This is a genomic window from Candidatus Amarobacter glycogenicus, assembly GCF_016704105.1.
Classification (GTDB): domain Bacteria; phylum Chloroflexota; class Dehalococcoidia; order Tepidiformales; family Tepidiformaceae; genus Amarobacter; species Amarobacter glycogenicus.
On record NZ_JADJAT010000022.1, the window covers coordinates 115,591 to 134,923 of the forward strand.

A 19,333-nucleotide genomic window follows, 5' to 3' on the forward strand; every position below is an offset into this window, starting at 1 on the left:
CGCGGACCGCCACCCGGGGTTTCACTGCTGCGCTACAGTGGCGTCCATGACCACCAACATGTTCGAAGGCAAGAAGGTGCGGTTGCGGGGAGTCCGAGCCGACGACTGGGTGCATTTCTTACGCTGGGGAAGCGACAGCGTGGCGGATCGCCACGGCTGGCAGGTGTGGCCGCCCCAGGGCGAGGAAGCCCACAGGGAATTCGCCCGCCAGGAGTCGTTGAAGAAACCCGAATCGGGAAACTTCCGTCTCATCATCGAAACGCTGGAGGGCGAGCCTGCCGGTACGTTGAACACCCGGGTGGATCCCCGCCGGTTCAGCTTCGAGTACGGCATCGCGCTTGGACGCGACTCCTGGGGGCATGGCTACGGCGAAGAAGCGGTCACGCTCGTTTGCCGGTACATGTTCGGCGAACTCCGCATGCATAAGGTCCAGGCGTGGGTCTATGCCTTCAACAAGCGGTCGGCGTCGATGCACCGCAATCTCGGGATGACGCTCGAAGGGACTCTTCGCGATGGCCAGTTCACCGATGGCCGCTTCTGGGACGTCCACATCTTCGGGATGACGGATGCCGAGTTCTTTGCGAAGCACGGCGAGCACTGGGGTGACCTGGACCAGCCGGCCGGCAGGTAGTTGCCCCGGCGGCGCTTCACGCCGTCTACTTCCACCATGCGACGCAAGCTCGAATTCGATGGCGCGTTCTGGGCCGGTTCGGTACAGGGCCACCCGTTTCACTACGTCTCCTTCGAAGTGCCGCCCCGCTGCTCACGTATCGAGGTGGCCTACCACTTCGCTCCCGTTTCCGAGACCGAGGAACCGGCGACCGTGGACATCGGGATTTTCGATGTGCGCGGGACGGAGCCCCTCACCGGCGGATTCCGCGGATGGAGCGGTAGTGCACGCCGGAGCTTCTTCATTGAGCGCGAGTCGGCGACTCCCGGCTTTCTTGCTGGACCACTCCCTGCCGGCTCCTGGTCGGTTGTCCTCGGCGGCTACGAGATCCCTGAAGCCGGCTTGCGCTGGTCGCTCACTATCGCCCTGGAGACGAGCCAGCGAGCTCGCCGCACCGCGCCCGACCCCTCCGGTTCGTCCCCCCGCCTCTCCCGTCCGCCAGCACCCGGCTGGTATCGCGGTGACCTCCACTCCCACACAGACCACTCCGATGGTTCGAACTCCATTGCGGAGATGGCCCACTTCGCGAAGAAGCGAGGACTCGACTACCTGGCGATCACTGACCACAACACCACGAGTCACATGCCGGTCATCGACGGTTGGCGGGATGCCCCGTTGCTCCTCGTCCCCGGCGAAGAGGTGACCACCTACAGCGGCCACGCCAATGTCTGGGGCTTGCGTGAATGGGTCGACTTCCGCGTCACCACCGATGAAGAGATGCAACGGGTCTTTCGCTGGGTCGAATCGCGGAAGCGGCCGTTCTCCATGAACCACCCGAAGCGTGTCGGCCCGCCGTGGGCCCTCGCGGACCCCGGTTTCGGTGTGCGCGAGGTGTGGCAGGCGCCGTGGCGCTGGTACAACTGGGAGTCGGTAGACGCCTGGGATGAGCAACTCGCGGCCGGGCGCCGAATCGTCCCCGTCGGGGGGAGCGACGCCCACAGCGCGCCGCCCGCCGAGCCCGTGCACCCGCATCATGTGGGCGACCCGACAACATGGCTCTACTGCGCCGGCGGGCTCAACGAGGCCTCGGTGCTCGGAGCCATCACGGATGGCCGGACGACTATCTCCGACGGACCGCGGGGTCCGTTCCTAACGATCGCGCAGGACGCGGAGGGCCGCGTGGCCGCGACCTTCGAACGAGCGGCCGGCACGACGCTGGAGTTCATCGCCGATGGCGAACGCAAGCATCGCGCGGACCTGACCCGCGGTAGAGGCGCTTACGCGTTACCGGCGGACGTGCGTTTCGAGCGCTATCTGCGAGCGGAATTGCGGTCCCCGGCGGGACACGGCCGTGAGGATGTGCGGGCGCTCTGCGCGCCGATCTACCGTTGACCGCCGCTTCAATGCTTGTCCTGTCTGCTACCATGGAAAGCAGACCCGCATGGTGCGGAAAACAGGAGACCCATCCCCTTGGCATTTGCCGACAAACAAATCGCCTGCCGCGACTGTGGCACGATGTTCGTGTTCACCGCCGGAGAACAAGAGTTCTACGCGAACAAAGGCTTGATGAACGAGCCCACCCGTTGCCAGTCGTGCCGCTCCGCCCGCCGCACGAGCCAGAGCACGCTGGAGCAGAACGACGGATACGTCCGCTACGGCAACTTCGCCAGCTTCGGCGGGAAGACGCCGCGCCAGATGCATCCCGCTTCCTGCGCCGAATGCGGCCAGATGACCGAAGTCCCCTTCGTTCCGCGTGGCGAACGTCCCGTGTATTGCAGCAACTGCTACAGCAAGATTAAGCCCCCGCGCGAGGAAGTCGCGCACTAACCCGCCCACCCATGAGCGATACGCGGCACCGCCAGCTTTCGCGCATCTATGGGAAGACCATCGAAACCGACCGGGATGCCCGGGCCGCCGTCGCCGGCGCCCTGGGCATCCTCGCTTCCGCGCTCTTCATGGAAGCGGTCGAAAGCGACGACGTCACGAGCCTGGATTCGGCGCGGACTTACCTCGAAGACCGCATCGCCTTCTTCGGAGACCTGGCCTCTGCGGCTGCTGGCGCCGTCCGAACGGGGTTCGAAGAGCGGCTCCACGCCTGGGCGTGATACCGCTTTCTTTGCTCAGGGCATGATTCCGCCGGTATTATCACGGTTAAGTCCGGGGGTTAGGCGCATGCGGTTCATCGGCATAGTCCTGTTGGCGGCGATCGTCCTCGGCCTCGCCATTCTTGGCGTTAACGGGATCCTCTCGTACTGGGATACCGACTTCATCCCCGGTGAAGCCTTCCCGGACGCATGGACCGGCCCGGATAGCTGGAGCGAATGGCGCGACATCGTCATCGTCTTCACGGCACTCTTCTGGTTGCTTGCAGGGATCGTCTTCGTCGCCGTCGCCATCGCCCTCTTCTTGCTCATCAGCGTGACTCGCAAGGTGATGAAAGAGAATGCGGTCCCGGCTATCGATTCGCTGAAGGCCTCCCTGGACAACGTGAAGGGCACCACCGAGTTCGCCGGCGAGACGGTCGCATCGCCGATCATCCGCGTGTACTCCGTCTTCAAGGGTGTCCGCACCGGTCTCGGCGCTGTCAGCAGCGTCGGTGACCGCATCAAGTCGCGGAAGCGGGGCAAGTGATGACCAACCCCGAGCGCGAAGAAGAATCGATCCTCCCGGAAGCAGAAGCGTTCGAAGACGAGCCCGCCGAGAACCCCATCCTGGGCTGGGCGAAGGCTATCGTCTTCGGCATCGGCGATACCGCGAAAGACGTGCTGGCCGAAGGCCGGCGGGGCGCGCGCGAAGCGATGGAGCAGGGCTGGGACCGCTTCGACCAGAAGACGAAGCACCGCCGCAGCTAGCTCTCCGCAAAGAATGGCGAACAACGGCCAGTCGTCCCCGGCGGATGCTCACTACTGCGGGGCTGCTACCATGGCAGTCCGCGGCCCTGGGAGAGGTGCTGGAGTGGCCGATCAGGTACGCCTGGAAAGCGTATGCGGGCGCAAGTCCGCCGTGGGTTCGAATCCCACCCTCTCCGCCAGTACTGAATCTGAGCTGAGCTTGGCTGCATCCACTCCGCAGGACCTCCCGCTACGCCTGCCGCCTGAGCCTCGACCGTAGAACCGAACGCGCTTCGCGTCTTGCGAACCTCCGTATAATCCGCGCCACGACACTCAGGAGTGCGCGGATGAGCGCTTGTAGCTCTTGTGGCCAGCAGCTGAGGGAAGGCGCGAAGTTCTGTGGGAGCTGTGGCGCCGGGGCGCCGCCACAGGACATCCAGGCGTGCCCCAACTGCGGCGCCCGCGTACAGGCCGAGTGGGTCTTCTGCGGGTCATGTGGCCAGAGTGCGGTAGGCACGCTCCCCTTTGCGGAGTCCGCCGGGATGCCCGGCGGCGCCACCAACCGCAGGATATTGCAGGCGGGCCTCGCTGCAGGACTCGTCGTGCTGGTGGCTGCCGGCGGGGTCTTCGCATGGCGCTTTCTGGGCGGAAGCGACGACGGGACGCTGCACTTCGCTGCCCCACCGAAGGTCGACCGCGCCATCGTTGCCGCCCTCGATCAGCGTTTCGCTTCGCTGCCTCACCCCGCAGGAGAGAACGACCGTGATCAGGTACGCGACCTCATGGGTATCCCGGACGCCTTCATCATCTCGTGGGAGAGCATCGGCGCCGAGCCCGAGCCCGTCCGCTACGAAACGTGGTTCTACTACGAACTCCTGTCCGCGTTCGAGTTCGCCGACGGCCAACTGATTTCGAACCTCCCGATAGACGACGAAGAGGCAGTGTTGCTCCTGCCGCGCCAGTACGACCCTTCCAGCTTTGCCCGCGAACTCGACTGGAAAGCGGTCTCGGCGATGCTCCCGGACCCTGCTTCGGCCGCGACGACAACCGTGCCGGAGGAGTTGGGGGTGGCGTTGACCGCCTATGCGGGCGATCAGCTGCTGGTGGTCTTCGATGAGTTCGGGCTTGTCTATGTCGAAACCATCCTGCTACGGGGGCAAACGCCGTGAAACTGAAGCTGTTGCTGGCGTCGGTGGTCGTGGTGGTGGCCGCGTTGGCCGGCTCGGGCGCCGCCACTCCGGCGCCCAGGGACGCGGAGGCGGGCGTCCCCTTCGCCGCTCTCGGGCGAGCGTTTGTCGGGACCATCGCCCAGGCGGTCCACAGGGGAAACACCTACGAGCGACTTGAGGGTCAGCGAGACGCAGAAATCCGGGCGACGAAGCAGAAAGACCAGATCGTCGAATTCCATGCGCAGCGCGGCTGGCTCGATGCGCAGTCGGCCGAGCGCGAGCGCCAGCGACTCGATGAACTCCGGCGCGCGATCACCGAGCGGACAGAGCGGGAGAAGAACATCACGCGAGTCGCGTACAACCGCGCCATCGGCAGCGAGTGGAAGAACGCCGCGGCTACGGCCCTGCCCGGAGCGGTCGGACTCCAGGGCTTCACCGGCGGCTTCGTCGGCGGAGTTCTCCGCGGAGACAGCCCGCTCAACGCCGCCGTCAACGCCCTCTCGGGAAGCGCTCCAAACAACACCCAGAGCCTCGACGACCTCAAGAAACAGCTGGTCGAGAGCCGCGCCCAGTTGCGTGTCGCTCGCGACAAGAAGCTCACGGAACGGCTCGATGAACTGCTGGGCGAGATGAATTCGCAGCCGCCGGGACAGAAGGTGGACGTCGCGCGGACGCTCCTGCGCGACGAGATCGACGCGGTGGCAGCGGCGCTCAAACAGGCCAAGACCACCTGGAAGGACTGGACCGGCAACAAGGTGCAGATCAACGCTGAGCGTTTCGCAAGGGACGCGCGCTGGCAAGAACTGAACACGAACGTCCAGGCGACGAAGGTCTCGACCGCGGAAAAGGCGATCATCGCGGGCCTCGGGCGCGCCGCCGCGGAACGGATCGACCGGATGTCGGAAAAAGGCGGTGTGAAGCTTAGCGACGAGGACCTTGTCCGTATCGCGGCCGAAGCCGGAGCGCGGTTCGTCGAGGCGCGTGCAGCGGCGAAAGCCGCTGGCGAATCCGCGGATTCCATCGACCTCGATTCACTCGTCCGCGCCGCTATCAACGAGCACCTCGCCCAGGCTGGCCTGGACCCGCTGCCGGAGGAAGGGGATCGACAGGCCGCTCGGCCGACCGAGTCCGGGCCGTCAACGGCCGATAGTGGGAAGCCGAAGGCGGTCGTTGCGAAGGGCAGCGTTGTCCTGAGGGGCGCGAAGGCTCCGGCGGTCATCGCCTCCGGAGCCTTCTTTATCCTTGATAGCGAGTTCGTGATGGACTTGCCCGCTGAAGACGGCGCTATCCGTGGGACCGCGACCGCCACTTTCCGCGTCGATGACAAGCTCTTCCTCGGCAGTTGGGCAACGGAAGTGTGCATTGCGGACTACTACTACTCGTTCACTCTCGATGGCACGCTGCAGGGGGCAACGGTCACGGGGACGGCGCGGCTCACCGGTTCGATCAGCGTGGTGCAGGGGTGTCAGAAAACGACCTTCGACCCGGTGCAGGTTCAAACGTTCCCGTTCCAGGGCACATTCGACCGGAACACGGGGACGGTCGATGGATGGTTCAGCGAGGTCGACGTAGAGGATTTCGACCCGGAGTTTTACATCGCCTTCGAGGGCAAGGGAAAGTAGGCGTCCCGGGTTCGGAGCTTCCCTCGTATCATCCCGAACCACATTCGGCACCGGAGGGATGAGATGAAAGACCTGGCAGGAAAGGTCGCGGTCGTCACCGGTTCGGCCAGCGGCATGGGTTTCGCCTTCGCGAACCGCTTCGCCGAAGAGGGGATGTCGGTCGTGCTCGCCGACATCGAAGCCGAACCGCTGGCGATGGCCGAGGCCGCTATCAAGGCCAGGGGCGCCAGGGTCCTCGCGGTCCGCACCAACGTCCTCCAGGACGGCGACGTGGAGAAGCTGGCAGACGCCGCCTTCAGGACGTTCGGCAACGTCCACGTCGTCTGCAACAACGCCGGTGTCTCCGGCACGTCTGGTAAGCCCGTCTGGGAAGCGCCCCAGGAAGACTGGGACTGGGTCTTCGGTGTGAACTTCTGGGGCGTGCTGCGGGGCATCCGCGCCTTCGTCCCGCGCATGATCGCCAACGGCGAAGAAGGCCACATCGTGAACACCGCATCCGTCGCGGGATTGCTCACCGCAGCCGACCCGTACTCCGTCTCCAAGCACGCTGTGGTCTGCCTCACCGAGGGGCTTTACAAGAACTTCAAAACGCTGAACCTCAAACTCTCCGCATCGGTCCTTTGCCCCGGCTGGGTTAACACCAACATCGCCGATGCGGGCCGGAACCGCCCCGCGGAGCTGGGCGAAGTGACCGATCCCGCGTCGCTCCCGGCCGCGGTTCAAGCGGGCCTGGTAGCGATGCGAGGAATGCTCCAAAACGGCTACCAGCCATCGGAGATAGCGCAGCACGTCCTCGATGCCATCATGACCGATACCTTCTTCATCATCCCGGCGCAGGAGTACATCCAGGAAGCCATCAAGACCCGATTCGACCAGGTGCTAAAGCGCGAGAACCCAACGACCGGGCTCTTCTGACCGTGAGTGCTGGAGCCTCGCGGGGCATAATCCCCGCCGCCGAGATACGACGTATCGCTATGCCTGCAATCGGGTAGGGTTTCCTTCGCGGTCGTCTGATACATTCGCGTCCGTGCTGGGAGCTACTTCTCCTCGGGCGGTGCGACTGAGCCGCAGGCAACGACAGGTACTGCAGTTGTTGTCGGAAGGGCGAACAAATCCAGAGATCGCGGCGGCGCTGGGGATCTCACTGGACGGTGCGAAATGGCACGTCGCAGCCGTGCTCGAAACTGGATGTCACGCGAAAAGACGGAACGCCGCACAGCCCAGGCCCCGCGGTGGAGTCTCGGACTCCGGAGGGGGCCCGACCCGACTTGCACTCGCCGAAGCCGACGGAGCACTTCAGGAGGCCACCTGGCGCCAGGCAGGTCATCGAGCGCCCGCAGGGGGGGGGGGGGGGGGGGGGGGGGGGGGGGGGGGGGGGGGGGGGGGGGGGGGGGGGGGGAGGAACCGCTCCCGCGGCACTCGCCGGCGGAGTGGCTGCGGCCAGCCTCTCAGGACGCTCGGGCCGCAGGCCGCTCGCCACTCACGCCAGAGGAACATCCTGCGTTGCCAGGTCTGGATCGAGCAGAACCGCCCCACAGCGAGCGAAGCGGCGGAAGCGAGGGCGTTTGTGGCGCGGTGCGCTGCGGAACGCGGCGGCCGCGTGGCGACCCTGGAACCCACCGATATGGATATTTCCAGATGGATGGACAGCCCAGATCCGGCCACGCGAATTTGCGATCGGGCGCGACAAGAGCGTTACAGGGTGTACGGCTCCGCCGCACGCCGGCTGGCCCTTTTGAAGACGGGCCACCTCCACTTGGTTCCCCGGTCTACTTCCCGACGAACGTCGGCGTGCGCTTCTCGAGGAAGGCCTGGCGGGCTTCCTTCGCATCCTGGCTGGCGAACGCCTTGCCGATGCTCACCAGTTCGAGGCGCGTCTGGGCTTCGAGGTCGATGGCCGTAGTCGCCTTCACGAGCGTGCGCTTCGTCATGCGCATCGTGATGGGCGAGACGATCGCGCACAGGTTCTGGCAGTACTCCCTCAGGCGTGCGTCCCACTTGTCGTCGTCCACCACCTCGCCAACGAGGCCAAGGCGCAGGGCCTCTTCGGCGTCCACCGTCTTACTCTCGAGGAGGAATCGCATCGCCTGTTCGTAGCCGAGCGCCTGCGAGAGCGTGAAGGTCATGCCACCGTCCGGCGAGCCGCCGATCCGCGGATAGCCGGCAAGGATGCGCGCGCTCCGCTTCATCAGGCGGATATCCGTCGCGAGCGCGAGCGATAGCCCGGCGCCAACCGCGACCCCGTTCAGCCCTCCGATGATTGGCTTCTCGCACTTTTCGCGAAGCGTGAGAAGGAACTGGGAGACCCACCCAAGGTCGTCGAGCTGGGCCGTCATCGGCGTCTGTGGGCTGAAGGGCTCCGAACCGCGCAGGTCCAACCCCGAACAGAACGAGTCACCGCTGCCGGTGAGGCAGATCAGCCAGATGTTGTCGTCTTTCGTGGCGTCTTCGACGGCGCCGAGGACGCCCCAGGCAAGCTCCTGGGAGACGGCATTCTTCACTTCCGGCCGGTTCAGACGGATGGTCCGGACGTGGCCTTCATCGGAAACCAGGACGACAGACATGGCGAGCTTCTCCGGGCGCAGGGTGCGCAGCGCAGGGAAGTATAGAGCAAGGTTGCACCACGCTACCTAGGGCACGGCCGCGGCGTTCAAGAACCCCTTGATGGTGACCTCGCCCTCGAACGTCAGGAGCAAGCCGATGGGGATGGCGGCGACGAATGAGGCCGTGCTCCCGCTCGCGAGGACCGCCGGCTGCCCGGCCTGTTGGAACGGTACGGATAGCTCCGAGGCTGCCGTCACCATCACGACGCGGCCTGCACCGTCGTAGGCGGCTACGACGACGCCCATCTCTCCGTAACTCGTATCGCTCGTGTTGGTCACCGCGCCGCGTAGTTCCTCGACGGTCGTGGAGTAAGGGATGACGCCCGTCTTGGGGTCGGGCGGCCCGATCTGGAACGGGTATGGACCGGAGAATGTGAACATCGCGGATGGGGCTGAGCTCGAGCTTATCTCCATCGAAGTGACCACAGCAGTCACCGTCCCCAGGGTGTCGGTAATGCCCGCGATGTAGACGCGGAAGGGGCCGGTGGAGCCTGGTTCGATCACCTTCACGAGCGACTCCGTCTCCCGCATCGTGACGGCTCCCCCGGAGGCATGAGACACGCTGACCTTCACGGCAGTTATCGCCGCGCTGCTCCCGTTCACCACCTCGCCGGTAATGACGAGGCCGCCTTCGAGGTGCTGACCGAGATGGGTCGCGACGACCAGCGACGCCTGGTCGGGTTGGCTGCTGCTATCGGCGGCCATCCCAGGGACGAACGCGCGGAAGGCGAGGGCTGGTGCCGTCTCCGCCGCCGCCGAAGGTCCGCGTAACAACGTGGCTCCGCAGATCATCGCGACCGCGAGGATGCCGGGGATGCGTAGCATGGAGAGATGGTCGCTGCGCAGGCTGAAGATTCGCTGAGAGTTCGCCGGGAGTCCTCCGGCGGTCTCAGGCGCCCGGGATGCGCGCCTCCGGGACCGAATCGTATTCCGGGAGGTACGGCTTGATGTCGAGGATCGGTGTGCCGTCGATCGCGTCCAGTCCGCGGACCAGCACAGTCGCTCCGTCGTGCCCCACGATCGTCGCGACGGAGACCCCGAGGTGATTGGGGCGGAGTTGGCTCCGGGTGGCCAGGATCCCGTACCGGCGCCCGCTTGCCAGCGTCAGCGTCTCCGGCTTCTCCGGTGCGCCCGCTGCGACATCCAGGTACGCCACGATGAGGGCGTGGCTGTACCGCTCGATCCCTTCGAGTCTCCCGGTGTGCTCCGGCAGGAACTCCAGGCGGCTTTCGACCCTGTCCCACCCGCGCGGCCGCGGCTTCGCCACTCCGTTGCGCACAAACCCGATCGCCTGGAGTGTCACCTCGGCCGGGGCCGGCGGACGATCCCATTCATCGTCTCGCCGCCGGCGGAAGAGCGCCCTCACGACGCCCGGCCCGCGAGTTGGCGCGAAGTCACCCGTTCGTCCGAATTGGCGCCATCGCCGCCGGGTCCATGCCGAACGCGGAGGCGATGCGGCCCCCCATCTCGGCGAATGACCGTCCAGCCGTGAGCCCGCCATCGACCGTGATCGCCTGGCCTGTGACGTAGCTCGCTTCGCTGCTGGCGAGCCAGAGAGCGGCGTTCGCGATGTCCTCCGGGATGCCGGAGCGGCCCATGGGGGGCCACGACGAGAACGCCTGGTCGACCTTCGGCAACATAGCGTCGCGGATCTCCGGGGGCAGCCCAATCGCGGCCGTGAAGATGTTGGTGAGGACAAGGCCCGGGCAGATGGCGTTCACGCGGATGTTGAACGGCGCCAGTTCGACCGCGAGGCAGCGGCTCATGTGGGCGACGGCGGCTTTCGCGGCGCTATAGGTCACCGGGCCGAACCCGGCCTGCAGCCCGGCGATGCTCGCCGTATTGATAATGCAGCCGCTGCCCTGGGCCTTCATCTGCCGGACGGCGTGCTTCGATCCGGCGAAGACCGCACGGAGAAGCACGGCCATGGTGCTGTCGTAGGCGGCCATATCGAGATCTTCGATGTTCCCGCTGACGCCGCCAAACCCGGCATTGTTGAACATGACATCGAGCCGGCCCCACTTGCTCACCGCCTGGCCGACGGCTGCCGCAACCTGCTCTTCCTCAGAGACATCGGTACGAATGTAGGTAGTGCCGGGACCGAGTTCTTCGGCAAGCGCGCCGCCGCGTTCGTCCTGGATGTCAGCGATGACGACGCGCGCGCCTTCGGACACGTACTTGCGTACGGTCCCTTCACCGATACCGCTTGCGGCGCCGGTGATGATTGCGACCTGGTTTTCGAGACGGCCCATGGTTTGCTCCGGTGGCTGGGGTGCACGCGGAGTCTACCGGAGACAGCGCTCCTCCGTGGCCTGAAGCCAGGGACGGCGCCTTGACATCACCACCAGGGTGAACGCGCACGCGTCTCTCGCCACCGGGTGGATGCGGGGCGAGGGGCGGGGGCCGCCGGGGGGGGCGGGGGGAGGGCCGGGGCGGGAAGGGGGGCCCGCTGAGCAACCCGGCGATCTCACCGAGCGGTCGTTCCCGCTATTGGTTCCCAGGGAGCTTGAACTGCGCCAGCCGCGCCTCCGAAGCCTGCTGGCGTTCGGACCAGAGGCGGCCGGTCGTGATGCCGCCGTCCACCACGAGCGCATGCCCGGTGACGAAGCTCGCTTCGTCGCTGGCGAGCCATGCCGCCGCGTTCGCGATGTCCTCCGGCAGGCCTGCGCGCCGGATAGGCTGGCCCATCGCGAGGCGGTCCTTCATCAGCTCCACGGTGAGGTCCGCCTGCTCTGCCGAGAGGCCCATGCCCTTCCCGAAGATCGGTGTCGCGATTCCCCCCGGGCAGATCGCATTTACTCGGACGCCGCTTTCGCCCAGTTCGTTCGCGACCGACTTCGTGAGGTGGATGACGGCAGCTTTCGCCGCGCTGTAGACGTGTGGGCCGAAGCCGATGCCAACGCCCGCCACGCTCGCAGTGGAGATGATGCTGCCGCTGCCCTGGTCTTTCATCACGCGGCCGGCGTGCTTCATCCCCAGCACCACGCCGCGCAGGAGGACTGCGACCGTCGCGTCGTACTGCGCCATATCGACATCGCAGATGGAGCCAGAGACGCCGCCGTAGCCGGCGTTGTTGAACATCACATCCAGCCGGCCCCACTTCTGAACGGCATGAGCCACGGCGGCTCGCACTTCTTCTTCCTCCGCCACATCGGTGTGATAGAAGCTGGCGCTCGGCCCGAGCTCCTCCGCCAGCTTCTGGCCGCGTGCGTCCTGGACATCGGAAATCACGACACGCGCGCCACTCCCGACGAACTTCCGGACAGTACCCTCGCCTATCCCGCTCGCCCCTCCGGTGATAACCGCGACCTTGCCTTCGAGCTGTGCCATGAGACCCTCCCGGACGTGTCCGCGGAGTCTACGAGGGAAGGCGCCCGAACGCATTCAGCTGCCGCCGGATACCGCACCGCCGGGGCCCGGAGTGACTCGGTAGACCGCTCCCGTCATCCAGTCGCCGACGAGGAAGGTCCCTCCGTCGCTGGCGACGACAGCCACAGGCGCCTGGATACCCGAGAGGAACGGTTCGGCCGTGCCGCCATAGCTGCCGTCGTCGCCCCGCGTGATGTTCACGCGCACGACCCGCGTCAGCCCCCATTCGGCGACAAACGCCGAAAACTCTCCGGTAGCCGCGTGCAGGACCGCGACACCGCTGACTGCCGCGTGGTCGTCGAGTTCAGCCACGGGCTCGGGCACGCCCTCGCACGCCGTGCCGCCCTGTCCATAGCATTCCGGGAAGCCCCAATCCTGCCCGCTCGCGACGACGGCGAGGTAGTCACCGGGAGTGAGCTCGTCCAGGTCATCGCGCTGGTTCATCGTCGCCAGGAGGTCGTTTGTCCCCGGGATGTAGGCGAGTCCCACGGCCGCGCGGATGCCGCTCGCCTCGATCTCCGCGCCGCTGCCGTCGGGCAGGAAGGAGACCACAGCGGCCGCCCACCTCGATTCGGGCTCGCAGGCGTTACACGGCGCCGAGATACCCACGCGTAAACGTCCGTCTACGCCGAGGACTATCGACCCGGCAACGCCGCCGCCCGGAAAGGTCAGGATCGTCTCCTCTTCGGCGAAGCGGCTGCCGTCGAAACCGCGGAAGACGGTGATGCCTTCGATCGAAGAGACGTACAACTCATCATCGATCCACAACAGTCCCATCGGTGTATGCATGCCGGGGACGACTTCCAACAGACCCTCGCCTGCGTTCGTCACCACGTAGATGGCATCCGTGCCGGTGTCCGTGAAGGCTGCGGTGGCGAGCCAGAGCCTCCCCAGCGAATCCTCGGCGAGCGCGGAGACGTTGGGTGGGCCCGACGTGACCAGTTCCGCCACCGTGCCCGTTGGACCCGTCAGCCCCGCGCCGATGGGAACCTGGGTCTCTGCCGGGTTCTCACCATCTGCAGGTGCGTCGGAGCAGTTCGAGACAGTGACTGAAGCGAGTGCGAGGAGCCCCGCGAAAAGGGTCATCCTGCGGGATAGGCGGAAGCGGCGGGCCGTTTCTCGTTCTCTCATGGGTCGCCCCTGGGAGGTTCTTCGGGGGTGGCGGCGGCGGCCGCGCTGACGGCCACCGCCTGTTGCCGGGACAGACGCGCGGTCAGGGCCGCGCCTCCGCCGTTAGTACGCGACCGTTGCCGGCTGCTGCGATCCGCGGGCCGGACGGGTCCGCGTTTGCGTGGTCGAGCCGCTGTCGCTGGTCCCACTGCCGCCGGTGCTCGAGCCGGAGCCGGGACCGCCCATGTTCGGGCAGTCCTCGGCGCTCATGCCGTTGCGCGGCTTGTGCTCCGGTGCGGCCGGAGTCGTGGGGGTCGTGTCTTCCTGCTGGGTTGTCCCGCTGCCGGTCGACGGTGTGGGCTCGCTCGATTGCGCGAACGCGATCGACCCGCCGTACACCGCTGCCAGCGCGAATGGGGCCGCGCCAACAAGAAGAAGCCGTTTCGGAAGGGTTGTCATTCCTGCCTCCAGTTTGTGATAACGGGTTTCCCCGTCTCAACCCGAGGCTATTGGTCGTCCTGGAAAGTTCTGGTGTTGTTTTTGAGTGACATGAGAGGAGTCGTTAACCAGTAACAGAAATATCGCTGGATTCTTTGAATCTTCAAAGATTCCAGCGTGGTTATTGGGAGCGGATGAACTCTACGTTAGGACACCCTGCTTTCAGCTGCGCCACATCGCCGGTTCGCTGCCTTCCACCAGTGCGTCGCCCCCGGAATAGCCCATGGCGGCCCCATCAGCCCGCCAGCAGGCGGCGCCCTCGAAAATCCCATCGGGCCTGCGGAGGATACCGTTCATGCCTCCCGCAACTTTGAGCGGTGCTTCCACGGCGTGGCCCCGCGCCACAAGGCCGGCTTTCAGGTCCGCGAACCCGGGGAATCCGCGCTCGATCTCAAGAAGTGGGCCGCGATCCCACATGCGTGCCGCCTCGAAGGCTTCCTGCAGGGGCATCTGGTGGTCGATGACATTCGAAATCGCCTGTGCCACGGCACCGAAGATCTTGAGCCCGCCGGGTGTGCCAAGCGTCATGAACGGCTGGCCATCCTTCATCACGATGCAAGGAGACATCGATGAAAGCACGCGCTTCCCGGGGGCGATCGAATTCGTGCGGCCCGGGTTGGGGTCCATCAGCTCCATGCAGTCGTTGAGGAGCATGCCTGTGCCTGGGACGGTGACCTTCGAACCGAACCCCATGTGGAGCGTGTTCGTGGTGGCCACGATGTTCCCCTCGTCGTCCATCGCGCAGCAGTGTGTGGTCGATTCGACGAGCGACGCCGGAGCGACGCCGTGCCGATACTGCTTGCACCGTTTGGTATCAATGTCCGCGCGGCGCTTGTCGGCGTATGCCTTCGAGGTCAACCATGCCACCGGCACCGCAACGGAGGCCGGGTCCGCGACGTACTCGTGGCGGTCGGCGAACGCGAGCTTCATCACCTCGGCCCAGAGGTGCACGGTCTCGACGGTCCCGAAACCCAGCGCCCGCACGTCGAAACCTTCGAGGATGTTGAACATCTGGATGATGTGGAGGGGCCCCGAAGATGGCGGTGGCGGCCCGATGACCTCGTAACCGCGATAAGTCCCGCGGACCGGTGCGCGTTCGAAGATCTGGTAGTTCTCGATGTCATCCATCGTGATCAGGCCGTCGTTCACTGCCATGTCCGCGGCGATCGCCTGGCCGAGAGGCCCGTGGTAAAGGTAGTCCGGCCCGTGTTCGGCGATAGCCGCGAGAGTCCTCGCATAGTCCGTGCGGACGATCCGGCTGCCGGCCTCCGGGACCTTGCCCGATGGGAGGAACACTTCGGCCGTCGCCGGGTACCGGCGAATGTTGGCTTCCTGCATCCGCGTGATTGCCTGCAGGTATGGGCTAACGCGGAAGCCATCACGGGCGAACCGGATCGCCGGGGCGATCACTTCGCCGAGGGTGAGCCGCCCGTATTTCTCGATCGCGGTCGCCCAGCCGAGGAGAGTCCCGCCTGTCGCGACGGACCGGTGGCCGACCTCGTTGAGTTCGTCCCGTACCTTGTGGTCGATGCGCCCCGGGATCGGCTCGAACATGTCCGGCGTCGCCCGTCCCGGGACCGTCACATAGTTGTCGATGACGGTGCTGGTCCCGTCGGCAAGGCGGATGTTCACAAAGCCGGCGCCGAAGATCGTCACCATCATCGGTTCGACCACCGTGAGGGCGAACATCGTGGCGATCGCAGCATCGACCGCGTTGCCGCCCTTCACGAGCATCTCCGTCCCGGCGAGAGAGGCGAGGGGATGGTTCGAAGTCACCATCCCCCTGGATGCGGTGGCCGGCTGCTTGAAAGTCATGCCGCCCGTTCTACGCGGGCGCGGGGCGCATGGAAAGGGGAAACCCCTTCCTTCCAACCCCGGTGTTAGCATGGAGCCCATGGCCGGGATGGATGCGCACACGCACCTCTTCGCCCCCGGGCAGTTGCTCGGGCGCGAACAGATCGCCCAGGGCGACCGTACTTTCCGGGAGATGTACGGCGATCCCGCGGCAAGGATGGCCGTTGCCAGGCAGTTGCTGCAGGCGCTCGATGAAGCCGAACTCGATAGCGCCGTCGTCGCCGGCTTCGCGTTCACGCACGAGCCCGACCTCATCGAACAGAACGAGTACCTGATGGAAGCGGCACGGGTTTCCGGGGGACGCCTCGTCCCGCTCGCCACCGTGAACCCCGCCCTCCCTGGCTGGGAGCGCGTGGCGCACCACGCACTCGACCTCGGCGCGCGCGGATTCGGCGAACTCAGGCCCCACAACCAGGGGTGGGACCCCCTCGGAGAGCAGGGCCGGCGGCTCTGCGGCCTGGCGAAGGATTCCCGCCTCGTGCTTCTCTGGCATTGCAGCGAACCCGTGGGACACGCTTATCCCGGCAAGTTCGGCGGCATCGCACCATCGGAACTCGTCGCCATCGCGACCGCCTTTCCCGGTCTGCCGATGATCGCCGCCCATCTCGGCGCGGGGGCCTCGTTCTACCTGCAGATGCCCGAGGTAAGGTCAGCCATAGATTCCGTCTATTTCGACACCGCCGCGGCTTCTCTGCTGTATGATGATGGGAGTGTTGCGCGTCTCGTCGACCTCACCGGTCCCGAGCGCGTGCTCTTTGGCTCTGATTACCCACTGCTTTCGCCCCGGCGCCAGATCGAACGCCTTGCCGCGCAATTGCCGGGCCCGGTGCTGGAAGCAGTGTGTGGCGGCAACGCCCGGAGACTGTTTTCGGATAACGGCACCCAATGACAGATAGCACCCTGGAACACGTGCGCCTTTTTGTGGCCTGCGAAGTTCCCGACGACGTGAAGGACACCATCGGCGAGGTCATCGAAGGCCTCCGCCAGAAAAGCGGCACCGCGGTCCGCTGGATCAAGCCTGACGGCGTCCACGTCACCCTCAAGTTCCTCGGCGAAGTGCCGACCAAGAAGCTTCCTGCGGTGAAGCTCGCGATCCAGGAAGCGGTCGTCGGCCACTCCCCCTTCGAACTCGAGTTCTCGACGATCGGCACATTTGGCGGCCGGGAAGGCCTGCGCATCATGTGGGTGGGCATCGCCGGCGATGTCCTCCGGCTGGAAGCGCTCGTCCGCGCCGTGAACGCCGCTCTCGCTGTGGTCGGCTTCGAACCGGAACGCCGACCTTTCCGCCCCCACCTGACTCTTGGTCGCGTGCGGGACGAGATCTCGACGCGCCACCGCGCTGAGATCGAAGTGGCGGTGGGCAAGTCCGGTGTCCCGAATGCCAGCTGGCGCACCGCCCAGGTCTCGCTCATGCGCAGCCGCCTGACGACCCAGGGGGCGAGCTACGAAGTCCTCGCGACCTTCCCGCTGCGCGTGATGCAGTCCAACAACTAGGATCGCGCACCGTGACTGAGGAACCCGGCCTCCAGCCCAGCCGCCTGCTCGTCCTCGGCGCGAGTGGTGCTTTCGGGGGCGGCCTGCGCGAAGTCCGTGAATCGCTTTGGCCGGATTTGGTCCGCGAGCAGTTGGCCGCGCGTGTAGGCGAGGTCGACCTCCTTCTCCGCAGGTTCTACGTCCATTCTGGTGAACCGTTCACCTTCCTCGAACGCGAGCTCTCAGCAGGCCAACCCGATTTCATCGTCCTTCAGTGCACATCATTCCCCGCAACCCAGAGGACCGTCGCCCACCGCGTCGATCGGCTGCTTGGCAAGCGCGCCGCAGCCTGGACCGAAGACCGCGTAAGGGCCTTCGATAGGAAGACACGCCGCCAGGGCCGCGTTCGGCAGCAAGTGAATCGGGCGAGCCATCGCATCGCGCGGCGCCTGGTAGGCACCGCCCCGATCATTGACTACCGGCCTCTCGTGGACGGTTACTTGAAAGCCATCGACCGCATCGCGATGGTGGAGACGGCGGCCGTCGCGATCATCGGGACGGGTTACGCCTCCGAAAGCCTCCGGAAGAACAACCCGCAGGTTGACGCGCTCAACGAACGGTTCAACGCGGAGATCTCCGGTGCTGCACGCCGCAAGCACCTCGGCTGGGTCGATTCCGACGCGGTCACGCGCAACCTCGCCGATCCGGAGTCCACTTTCCTCGACCAGCTGCATCGCGGCCTGGACTGGCATCGCGGAATCGCCGAGGGCGTGGTCGCCGCGCTGATGCGCGACTGAGCTACCAGTCGTCCCAGTCATAGGTTCGCCCCGGTCGCTGAGCACGCTGGATGAGCAGGTCCGGGTCGTCGAGTTCATGCGGGCTGATGCGGCGGCCCACCAGCGCCTCGATCCGAGAGTAGAAGAGTTCCTCCGGCACGGAGCGGTTCGCCAGCAGCCAGCGTTCGAGTTCCTCCATCCGCGCGCTCGTCGAGAGGTCGCGGACATCCGGTGCCTCCCGGAGGAAGCGCAGGCAGTACCCGCAGCCTCGTTCATCGTGGAAGGGTACGAGGTGGATGTCGCATTCCAGCGCGCGGGCGATCCTCGCCATGCAGAAAGTGTAGGCGGTCGGGCAAGCGACGGGCCGGGTTCGACAAGCCTGCCCCCGGGCTCGAAAATCCAACGCCATGAGTAAGAAGGCGAAAGAGAAGAAGAAGCAACGGCTTGCTGAGAGTGCTGCGCCGGCCGCCGCCGCGCCGCTGATCGGTTCGGCCCAGCAGGCTGCACCGCCCCCAATCGAGGGCCCCGCACGGGCGATGGTCATCGTCGCCCATCCCGACGATGCCGAGTTCATGTGCGGCGGGACCGTCGCAAAATGGTGCAAGGAAGGCTGGGACGTTTACTACGTGCTGGTCACCGGCGGCGACAAGGGCACCCATGACGACACCATGCACCCCGAGAAGCTCGCGGCCATCCGCGAAGAAGAACAGCGCGCCGCCTGTCGCCTCCTTGGGGTGAAGGAATGCATCCTCCTCGGTTATCCAGACGGCTTCACCAGCGAGAGCGCTGAACTGCGCGGCCAGATCGTCCGCCTCTTGCGGCTCTACCGGCCCGACGTGGTGATCACCTGGGATGCCTTCCGCGGGACGTTCAACCATCGCGATCACCGCAACGTCGGCCAGGCCACGATGGATGCCATCTACCCTATCGTGCGCGACCGGCTCTTTTACCAGCGCGACGAAGAGGACGGTCTGGCTTCGCACCAGGTGAACGAAGTCCTCCTCGCGGGCGCAGCCGACGGCGACTACGTGGTCGATGTCACGGACGTCTGGGAGAAGAAGGTCGATGCGATCCTCTGTCACACCAGCCAGATAGGCGGCCGGACGAAGGAGGCGTTCCTGAAGGAGCGCGCGGAGCGCGAGGCGAAGGAGCCGGGCAAGCCGGTCGAAGAGCGCTTCCGGCGCTGGAGCATTCGCCGCCCCCCGCGACAGACGAAGCCCGAGGATGAGCAGAAAGAAGAAGCCTCCGTCGGCGCCAAAGCCAAACCCCAGCACGTGGCCTGAATCGGCGGCGGGACGCCGGGGCTGGTCTACTCAGGCGGCGGGACGGCGTTCCCGTCCGGGCTCCACGCTCCCGGCCCTTTCCGCGTAGGATTCGCGCATCGATTTCCATCGGGCCCGCTGGGCCGAGGCAAGGTT

22 protein-coding genes and 1 tRNA gene are annotated in these 19,333 nt (G+C 66.0%); 14 read left to right on the top strand and 9 right to left on the bottom strand.

Annotated elements, in window-relative coordinates; translation table 11 throughout:
* Positions 1-46: 46 nt before the first annotated feature.
* From IPG14_RS17920 to IPG14_RS17965, 10 genes are all read left to right on the top strand, one after another.
* Positions 47-631 (top strand): GNAT family protein, encoded by a 585-nt coding sequence (locus IPG14_RS17920; RefSeq protein WP_343392727.1) that lies wholly within the window; start codon positions 47-49, stop codon positions 629-631.
* Positions 632-667: 36 nt separating this feature from the next.
* Positions 668-2,002, top strand: coding sequence for a CehA/McbA family metallohydrolase (locus IPG14_RS17925; RefSeq protein ID WP_343392728.1), 1,335 nt, complete (start codon positions 668-670; stop codon positions 2,000-2,002).
* Positions 2,003-2,080: 78 nt separating this feature from the next.
* The gene (locus IPG14_RS17930) at positions 2,081-2,437 is read left to right on the top strand and encodes a zinc-ribbon domain containing protein (RefSeq protein ID WP_343385602.1); all 357 of its coding nucleotides are present in this window, start codon (positions 2,081-2,083) and stop codon (positions 2,435-2,437) included.
* An 11-nt stretch (positions 2,438-2,448) separates the two neighbouring features.
* Entirely contained in the window at positions 2,449-2,715 is a 267-nt protein-coding gene (locus tag IPG14_RS17935; protein ID WP_343392729.1) for a hypothetical protein, read from the top strand.
* Between the two features lie 67 nt (positions 2,716-2,782).
* Positions 2,783-3,241 carry a hypothetical protein gene (locus IPG14_RS17940; RefSeq protein ID WP_343389378.1) on the top strand — a complete coding sequence of 153 codons (459 nt, stop codon included), beginning with the start codon at positions 2,783-2,785 and terminating at the stop codon, positions 3,239-3,241.
* Positions 3,241-3,462 (top strand): hypothetical protein, encoded by a 222-nt coding sequence (locus IPG14_RS17945; protein WP_343392730.1) that lies wholly within the window; start codon positions 3,241-3,243, stop codon positions 3,460-3,462. Before IPG14_RS17940 ends, IPG14_RS17945 begins: the two co-directional genes overlap by 1 nt.
* An 89-nt stretch (positions 3,463-3,551) precedes the next feature.
* Positions 3,552-3,641: transfer RNA gene (locus IPG14_RS17950), tRNA-Ser, on the top strand.
* Positions 3,642-3,788: 147 nt separating this feature from the next.
* Positions 3,789-4,610 (top strand): zinc ribbon domain-containing protein, encoded by an 822-nt coding sequence (locus tag IPG14_RS17955; protein ID WP_343392731.1) that lies wholly within the window; start codon positions 3,789-3,791, stop codon positions 4,608-4,610.
* Complete coding sequence (locus tag IPG14_RS17960) at positions 4,607-6,232, top strand: hypothetical protein (RefSeq protein ID WP_343392732.1); 1,626 nt, start codon at positions 4,607-4,609, stop codon at positions 6,230-6,232. Before IPG14_RS17955 ends, IPG14_RS17960 begins: the two co-directional genes overlap by 4 nt.
* 63 nt (positions 6,233-6,295) lie before the next feature.
* Positions 6,296-7,147, top strand: coding sequence for an SDR family NAD(P)-dependent oxidoreductase (locus tag IPG14_RS17965; RefSeq protein WP_343385596.1), 852 nt, complete (start codon positions 6,296-6,298; stop codon positions 7,145-7,147).
* Between the two features lie 854 nt (positions 7,148-8,001).
* Here the strand turns inward: IPG14_RS17965 and IPG14_RS17970 are convergent.
* The 8 genes from IPG14_RS17970 to ggt form a co-directional block, all read right to left on the bottom strand.
* A complete protein-coding gene (locus tag IPG14_RS17970) occupies positions 8,002-8,796 on the bottom strand; it encodes an enoyl-CoA hydratase/isomerase family protein (RefSeq protein ID WP_343392733.1) in 795 nt (264 codons plus the stop codon).
* Positions 8,797-8,862: 66 nt separating this feature from the next.
* Positions 8,863-9,660 carry a hypothetical protein gene (locus tag IPG14_RS17975; protein ID WP_343392734.1) on the bottom strand — a complete coding sequence of 266 codons (798 nt, stop codon included), beginning with the start codon at positions 9,658-9,660 and terminating at the stop codon, positions 8,863-8,865.
* Between the two features lie 64 nt (positions 9,661-9,724).
* Positions 9,725-10,201: a TrmO family methyltransferase gene (locus tag IPG14_RS17980; protein ID WP_343392735.1), complete on the bottom strand. Its 477-nt coding sequence runs from the start codon at positions 10,199-10,201 to the stop codon at positions 9,725-9,727.
* Positions 10,202-10,229: 28 nt separating this feature from the next.
* Positions 10,230-11,087 (bottom strand): SDR family oxidoreductase, encoded by an 858-nt coding sequence (locus tag IPG14_RS17985; RefSeq protein WP_343385590.1) that lies wholly within the window; start codon positions 11,085-11,087, stop codon positions 10,230-10,232.
* Between the two features lie 235 nt (positions 11,088-11,322).
* Positions 11,323-12,165 carry a glucose 1-dehydrogenase gene (locus IPG14_RS17990; RefSeq protein ID WP_343385589.1) on the bottom strand — a complete coding sequence of 281 codons (843 nt, stop codon included), beginning with the start codon at positions 12,163-12,165 and terminating at the stop codon, positions 11,323-11,325.
* Positions 12,166-12,219: 54 nt separating this feature from the next.
* Entirely contained in the window at positions 12,220-13,335 is a 1,116-nt protein-coding gene (locus tag IPG14_RS17995) for a hypothetical protein (protein ID WP_343392736.1), read from the bottom strand.
* A gap of 102 nt (positions 13,336-13,437) precedes the next feature.
* Complete coding sequence (locus IPG14_RS18000; RefSeq protein WP_343385587.1) at positions 13,438-13,773, bottom strand: hypothetical protein; 336 nt, start codon at positions 13,771-13,773, stop codon at positions 13,438-13,440.
* 201 nt (positions 13,774-13,974) lie between these two features.
* Positions 13,975-15,627 carry a gamma-glutamyltransferase gene (gene ggt, locus IPG14_RS18005; protein ID WP_343392737.1) on the bottom strand — a complete coding sequence of 551 codons (1,653 nt, stop codon included), beginning with the start codon at positions 15,625-15,627 and terminating at the stop codon, positions 13,975-13,977.
* Between the two features lie 79 nt (positions 15,628-15,706).
* Between ggt and IPG14_RS18010 the strand changes: the two genes are divergently transcribed.
* The 3 genes from IPG14_RS18010 to IPG14_RS18020 are packed head-to-tail and all read left to right on the top strand — an operon-like array spanning position 15,707 to position 17,936.
* A complete protein-coding gene (locus IPG14_RS18010) occupies positions 15,707-16,555 on the top strand; it encodes an amidohydrolase family protein (protein ID WP_343392738.1) in 849 nt (282 codons plus the stop codon).
* Complete coding sequence (gene thpR, locus IPG14_RS18015; RefSeq protein WP_343385584.1) at positions 16,552-17,160, top strand: RNA 2',3'-cyclic phosphodiesterase; 609 nt, start codon at positions 16,552-16,554, stop codon at positions 17,158-17,160. Before IPG14_RS18010 ends, thpR begins: the two co-directional genes overlap by 4 nt.
* Positions 17,161-17,171: 11 nt before the next feature.
* The gene (locus tag IPG14_RS18020; RefSeq protein WP_343392739.1) at positions 17,172-17,936 is read left to right on the top strand and encodes a hypothetical protein; all 765 of its coding nucleotides are present in this window, start codon (positions 17,172-17,174) and stop codon (positions 17,934-17,936) included.
* A gap of 1 nt (position 17,937) precedes the next feature.
* On the opposite strand, the gene IPG14_RS18025 is transcribed toward IPG14_RS18020, so the two are convergent.
* Positions 17,938-18,246: a hypothetical protein gene (locus tag IPG14_RS18025; protein WP_343385582.1), complete on the bottom strand. Its 309-nt coding sequence runs from the start codon at positions 18,244-18,246 to the stop codon at positions 17,938-17,940.
* A 76-nt stretch (positions 18,247-18,322) separates the two neighbouring features.
* Here IPG14_RS18025 and IPG14_RS18030 point away from each other — a divergent pair, with 76 nt between their 5' ends.
* Entirely contained in the window at positions 18,323-19,198 is an 876-nt protein-coding gene (locus IPG14_RS18030) for a PIG-L deacetylase family protein (RefSeq protein WP_343392740.1), read from the top strand.
* The last annotated feature ends 135 nt before the right edge of the window (positions 19,199-19,333 follow it).

Coding starts and splice junctions, on each gene's coding strand:
- IPG14_RS17920 (WP_343392727.1), top strand. CDS start 47: ATGACCACCAACATGTTCGAAGGCAAGAAGGTGCGGTTGCGGGGAGTC.
- IPG14_RS17925 (WP_343392728.1), top strand. CDS start 668: ATGCGACGCAAGCTCGAATTCGATGGCGCGTTCTGGGCCGGTTCGGTA.
- IPG14_RS17935 (WP_343392729.1), top strand. CDS start 2,449: ATGAGCGATACGCGGCACCGCCAGCTTTCGCGCATCTATGGGAAGACC.
- IPG14_RS17940 (WP_343389378.1), top strand. CDS start 2,783: ATGCGGTTCATCGGCATAGTCCTGTTGGCGGCGATCGTCCTCGGCCTC.
- IPG14_RS17945 (WP_343392730.1), top strand. CDS start 3,241: ATGACCAACCCCGAGCGCGAAGAAGAATCGATCCTCCCGGAAGCAGAA.
- IPG14_RS17955 (WP_343392731.1), top strand. CDS start 3,789: ATGAGCGCTTGTAGCTCTTGTGGCCAGCAGCTGAGGGAAGGCGCGAAG.
- IPG14_RS17965 (WP_343385596.1), top strand. CDS start 6,296: ATGAAAGACCTGGCAGGAAAGGTCGCGGTCGTCACCGGTTCGGCCAGC.
- IPG14_RS17970 (WP_343392733.1), bottom strand. CDS start 8,796: ATGTCTGTCGTCCTGGTTTCCGATGAAGGCCACGTCCGGACCATCCGT.
- IPG14_RS17975 (WP_343392734.1), bottom strand. CDS start 9,660: ATGCTACGCATCCCCGGCATCCTCGCGGTCGCGATGATCTGCGGAGCC.
- IPG14_RS17985 (WP_343385590.1), bottom strand. CDS start 11,087: ATGGGCCGTCTCGAAAACCAGGTCGCAATCATCACCGGCGCCGCAAGC.
- IPG14_RS17990 (WP_343385589.1), bottom strand. CDS start 12,165: ATGGCACAGCTCGAAGGCAAGGTCGCGGTTATCACCGGAGGGGCGAGC.
- IPG14_RS17995 (WP_343392736.1), bottom strand. CDS start 13,335: ATGAGAGAACGAGAAACGGCCCGCCGCTTCCGCCTATCCCGCAGGATG.
- IPG14_RS18000 (WP_343385587.1), bottom strand. CDS start 13,773: ATGACAACCCTTCCGAAACGGCTTCTTCTTGTTGGCGCGGCCCCATTC.
- ggt (WP_343392737.1), bottom strand. CDS start 15,627: ATGACTTTCAAGCAGCCGGCCACCGCATCCAGGGGGATGGTGACTTCG.
- IPG14_RS18010 (WP_343392738.1), top strand. CDS start 15,707: ATGGCCGGGATGGATGCGCACACGCACCTCTTCGCCCCCGGGCAGTTG.
- thpR (WP_343385584.1), top strand. CDS start 16,552: ATGACAGATAGCACCCTGGAACACGTGCGCCTTTTTGTGGCCTGCGAA.
- IPG14_RS18025 (WP_343385582.1), bottom strand. CDS start 18,246: ATGGCGAGGATCGCCCGCGCGCTGGAATGCGACATCCACCTCGTACCC.
- IPG14_RS18030 (WP_343392740.1), top strand. CDS start 18,323: ATGAGTAAGAAGGCGAAAGAGAAGAAGAAGCAACGGCTTGCTGAGAGT.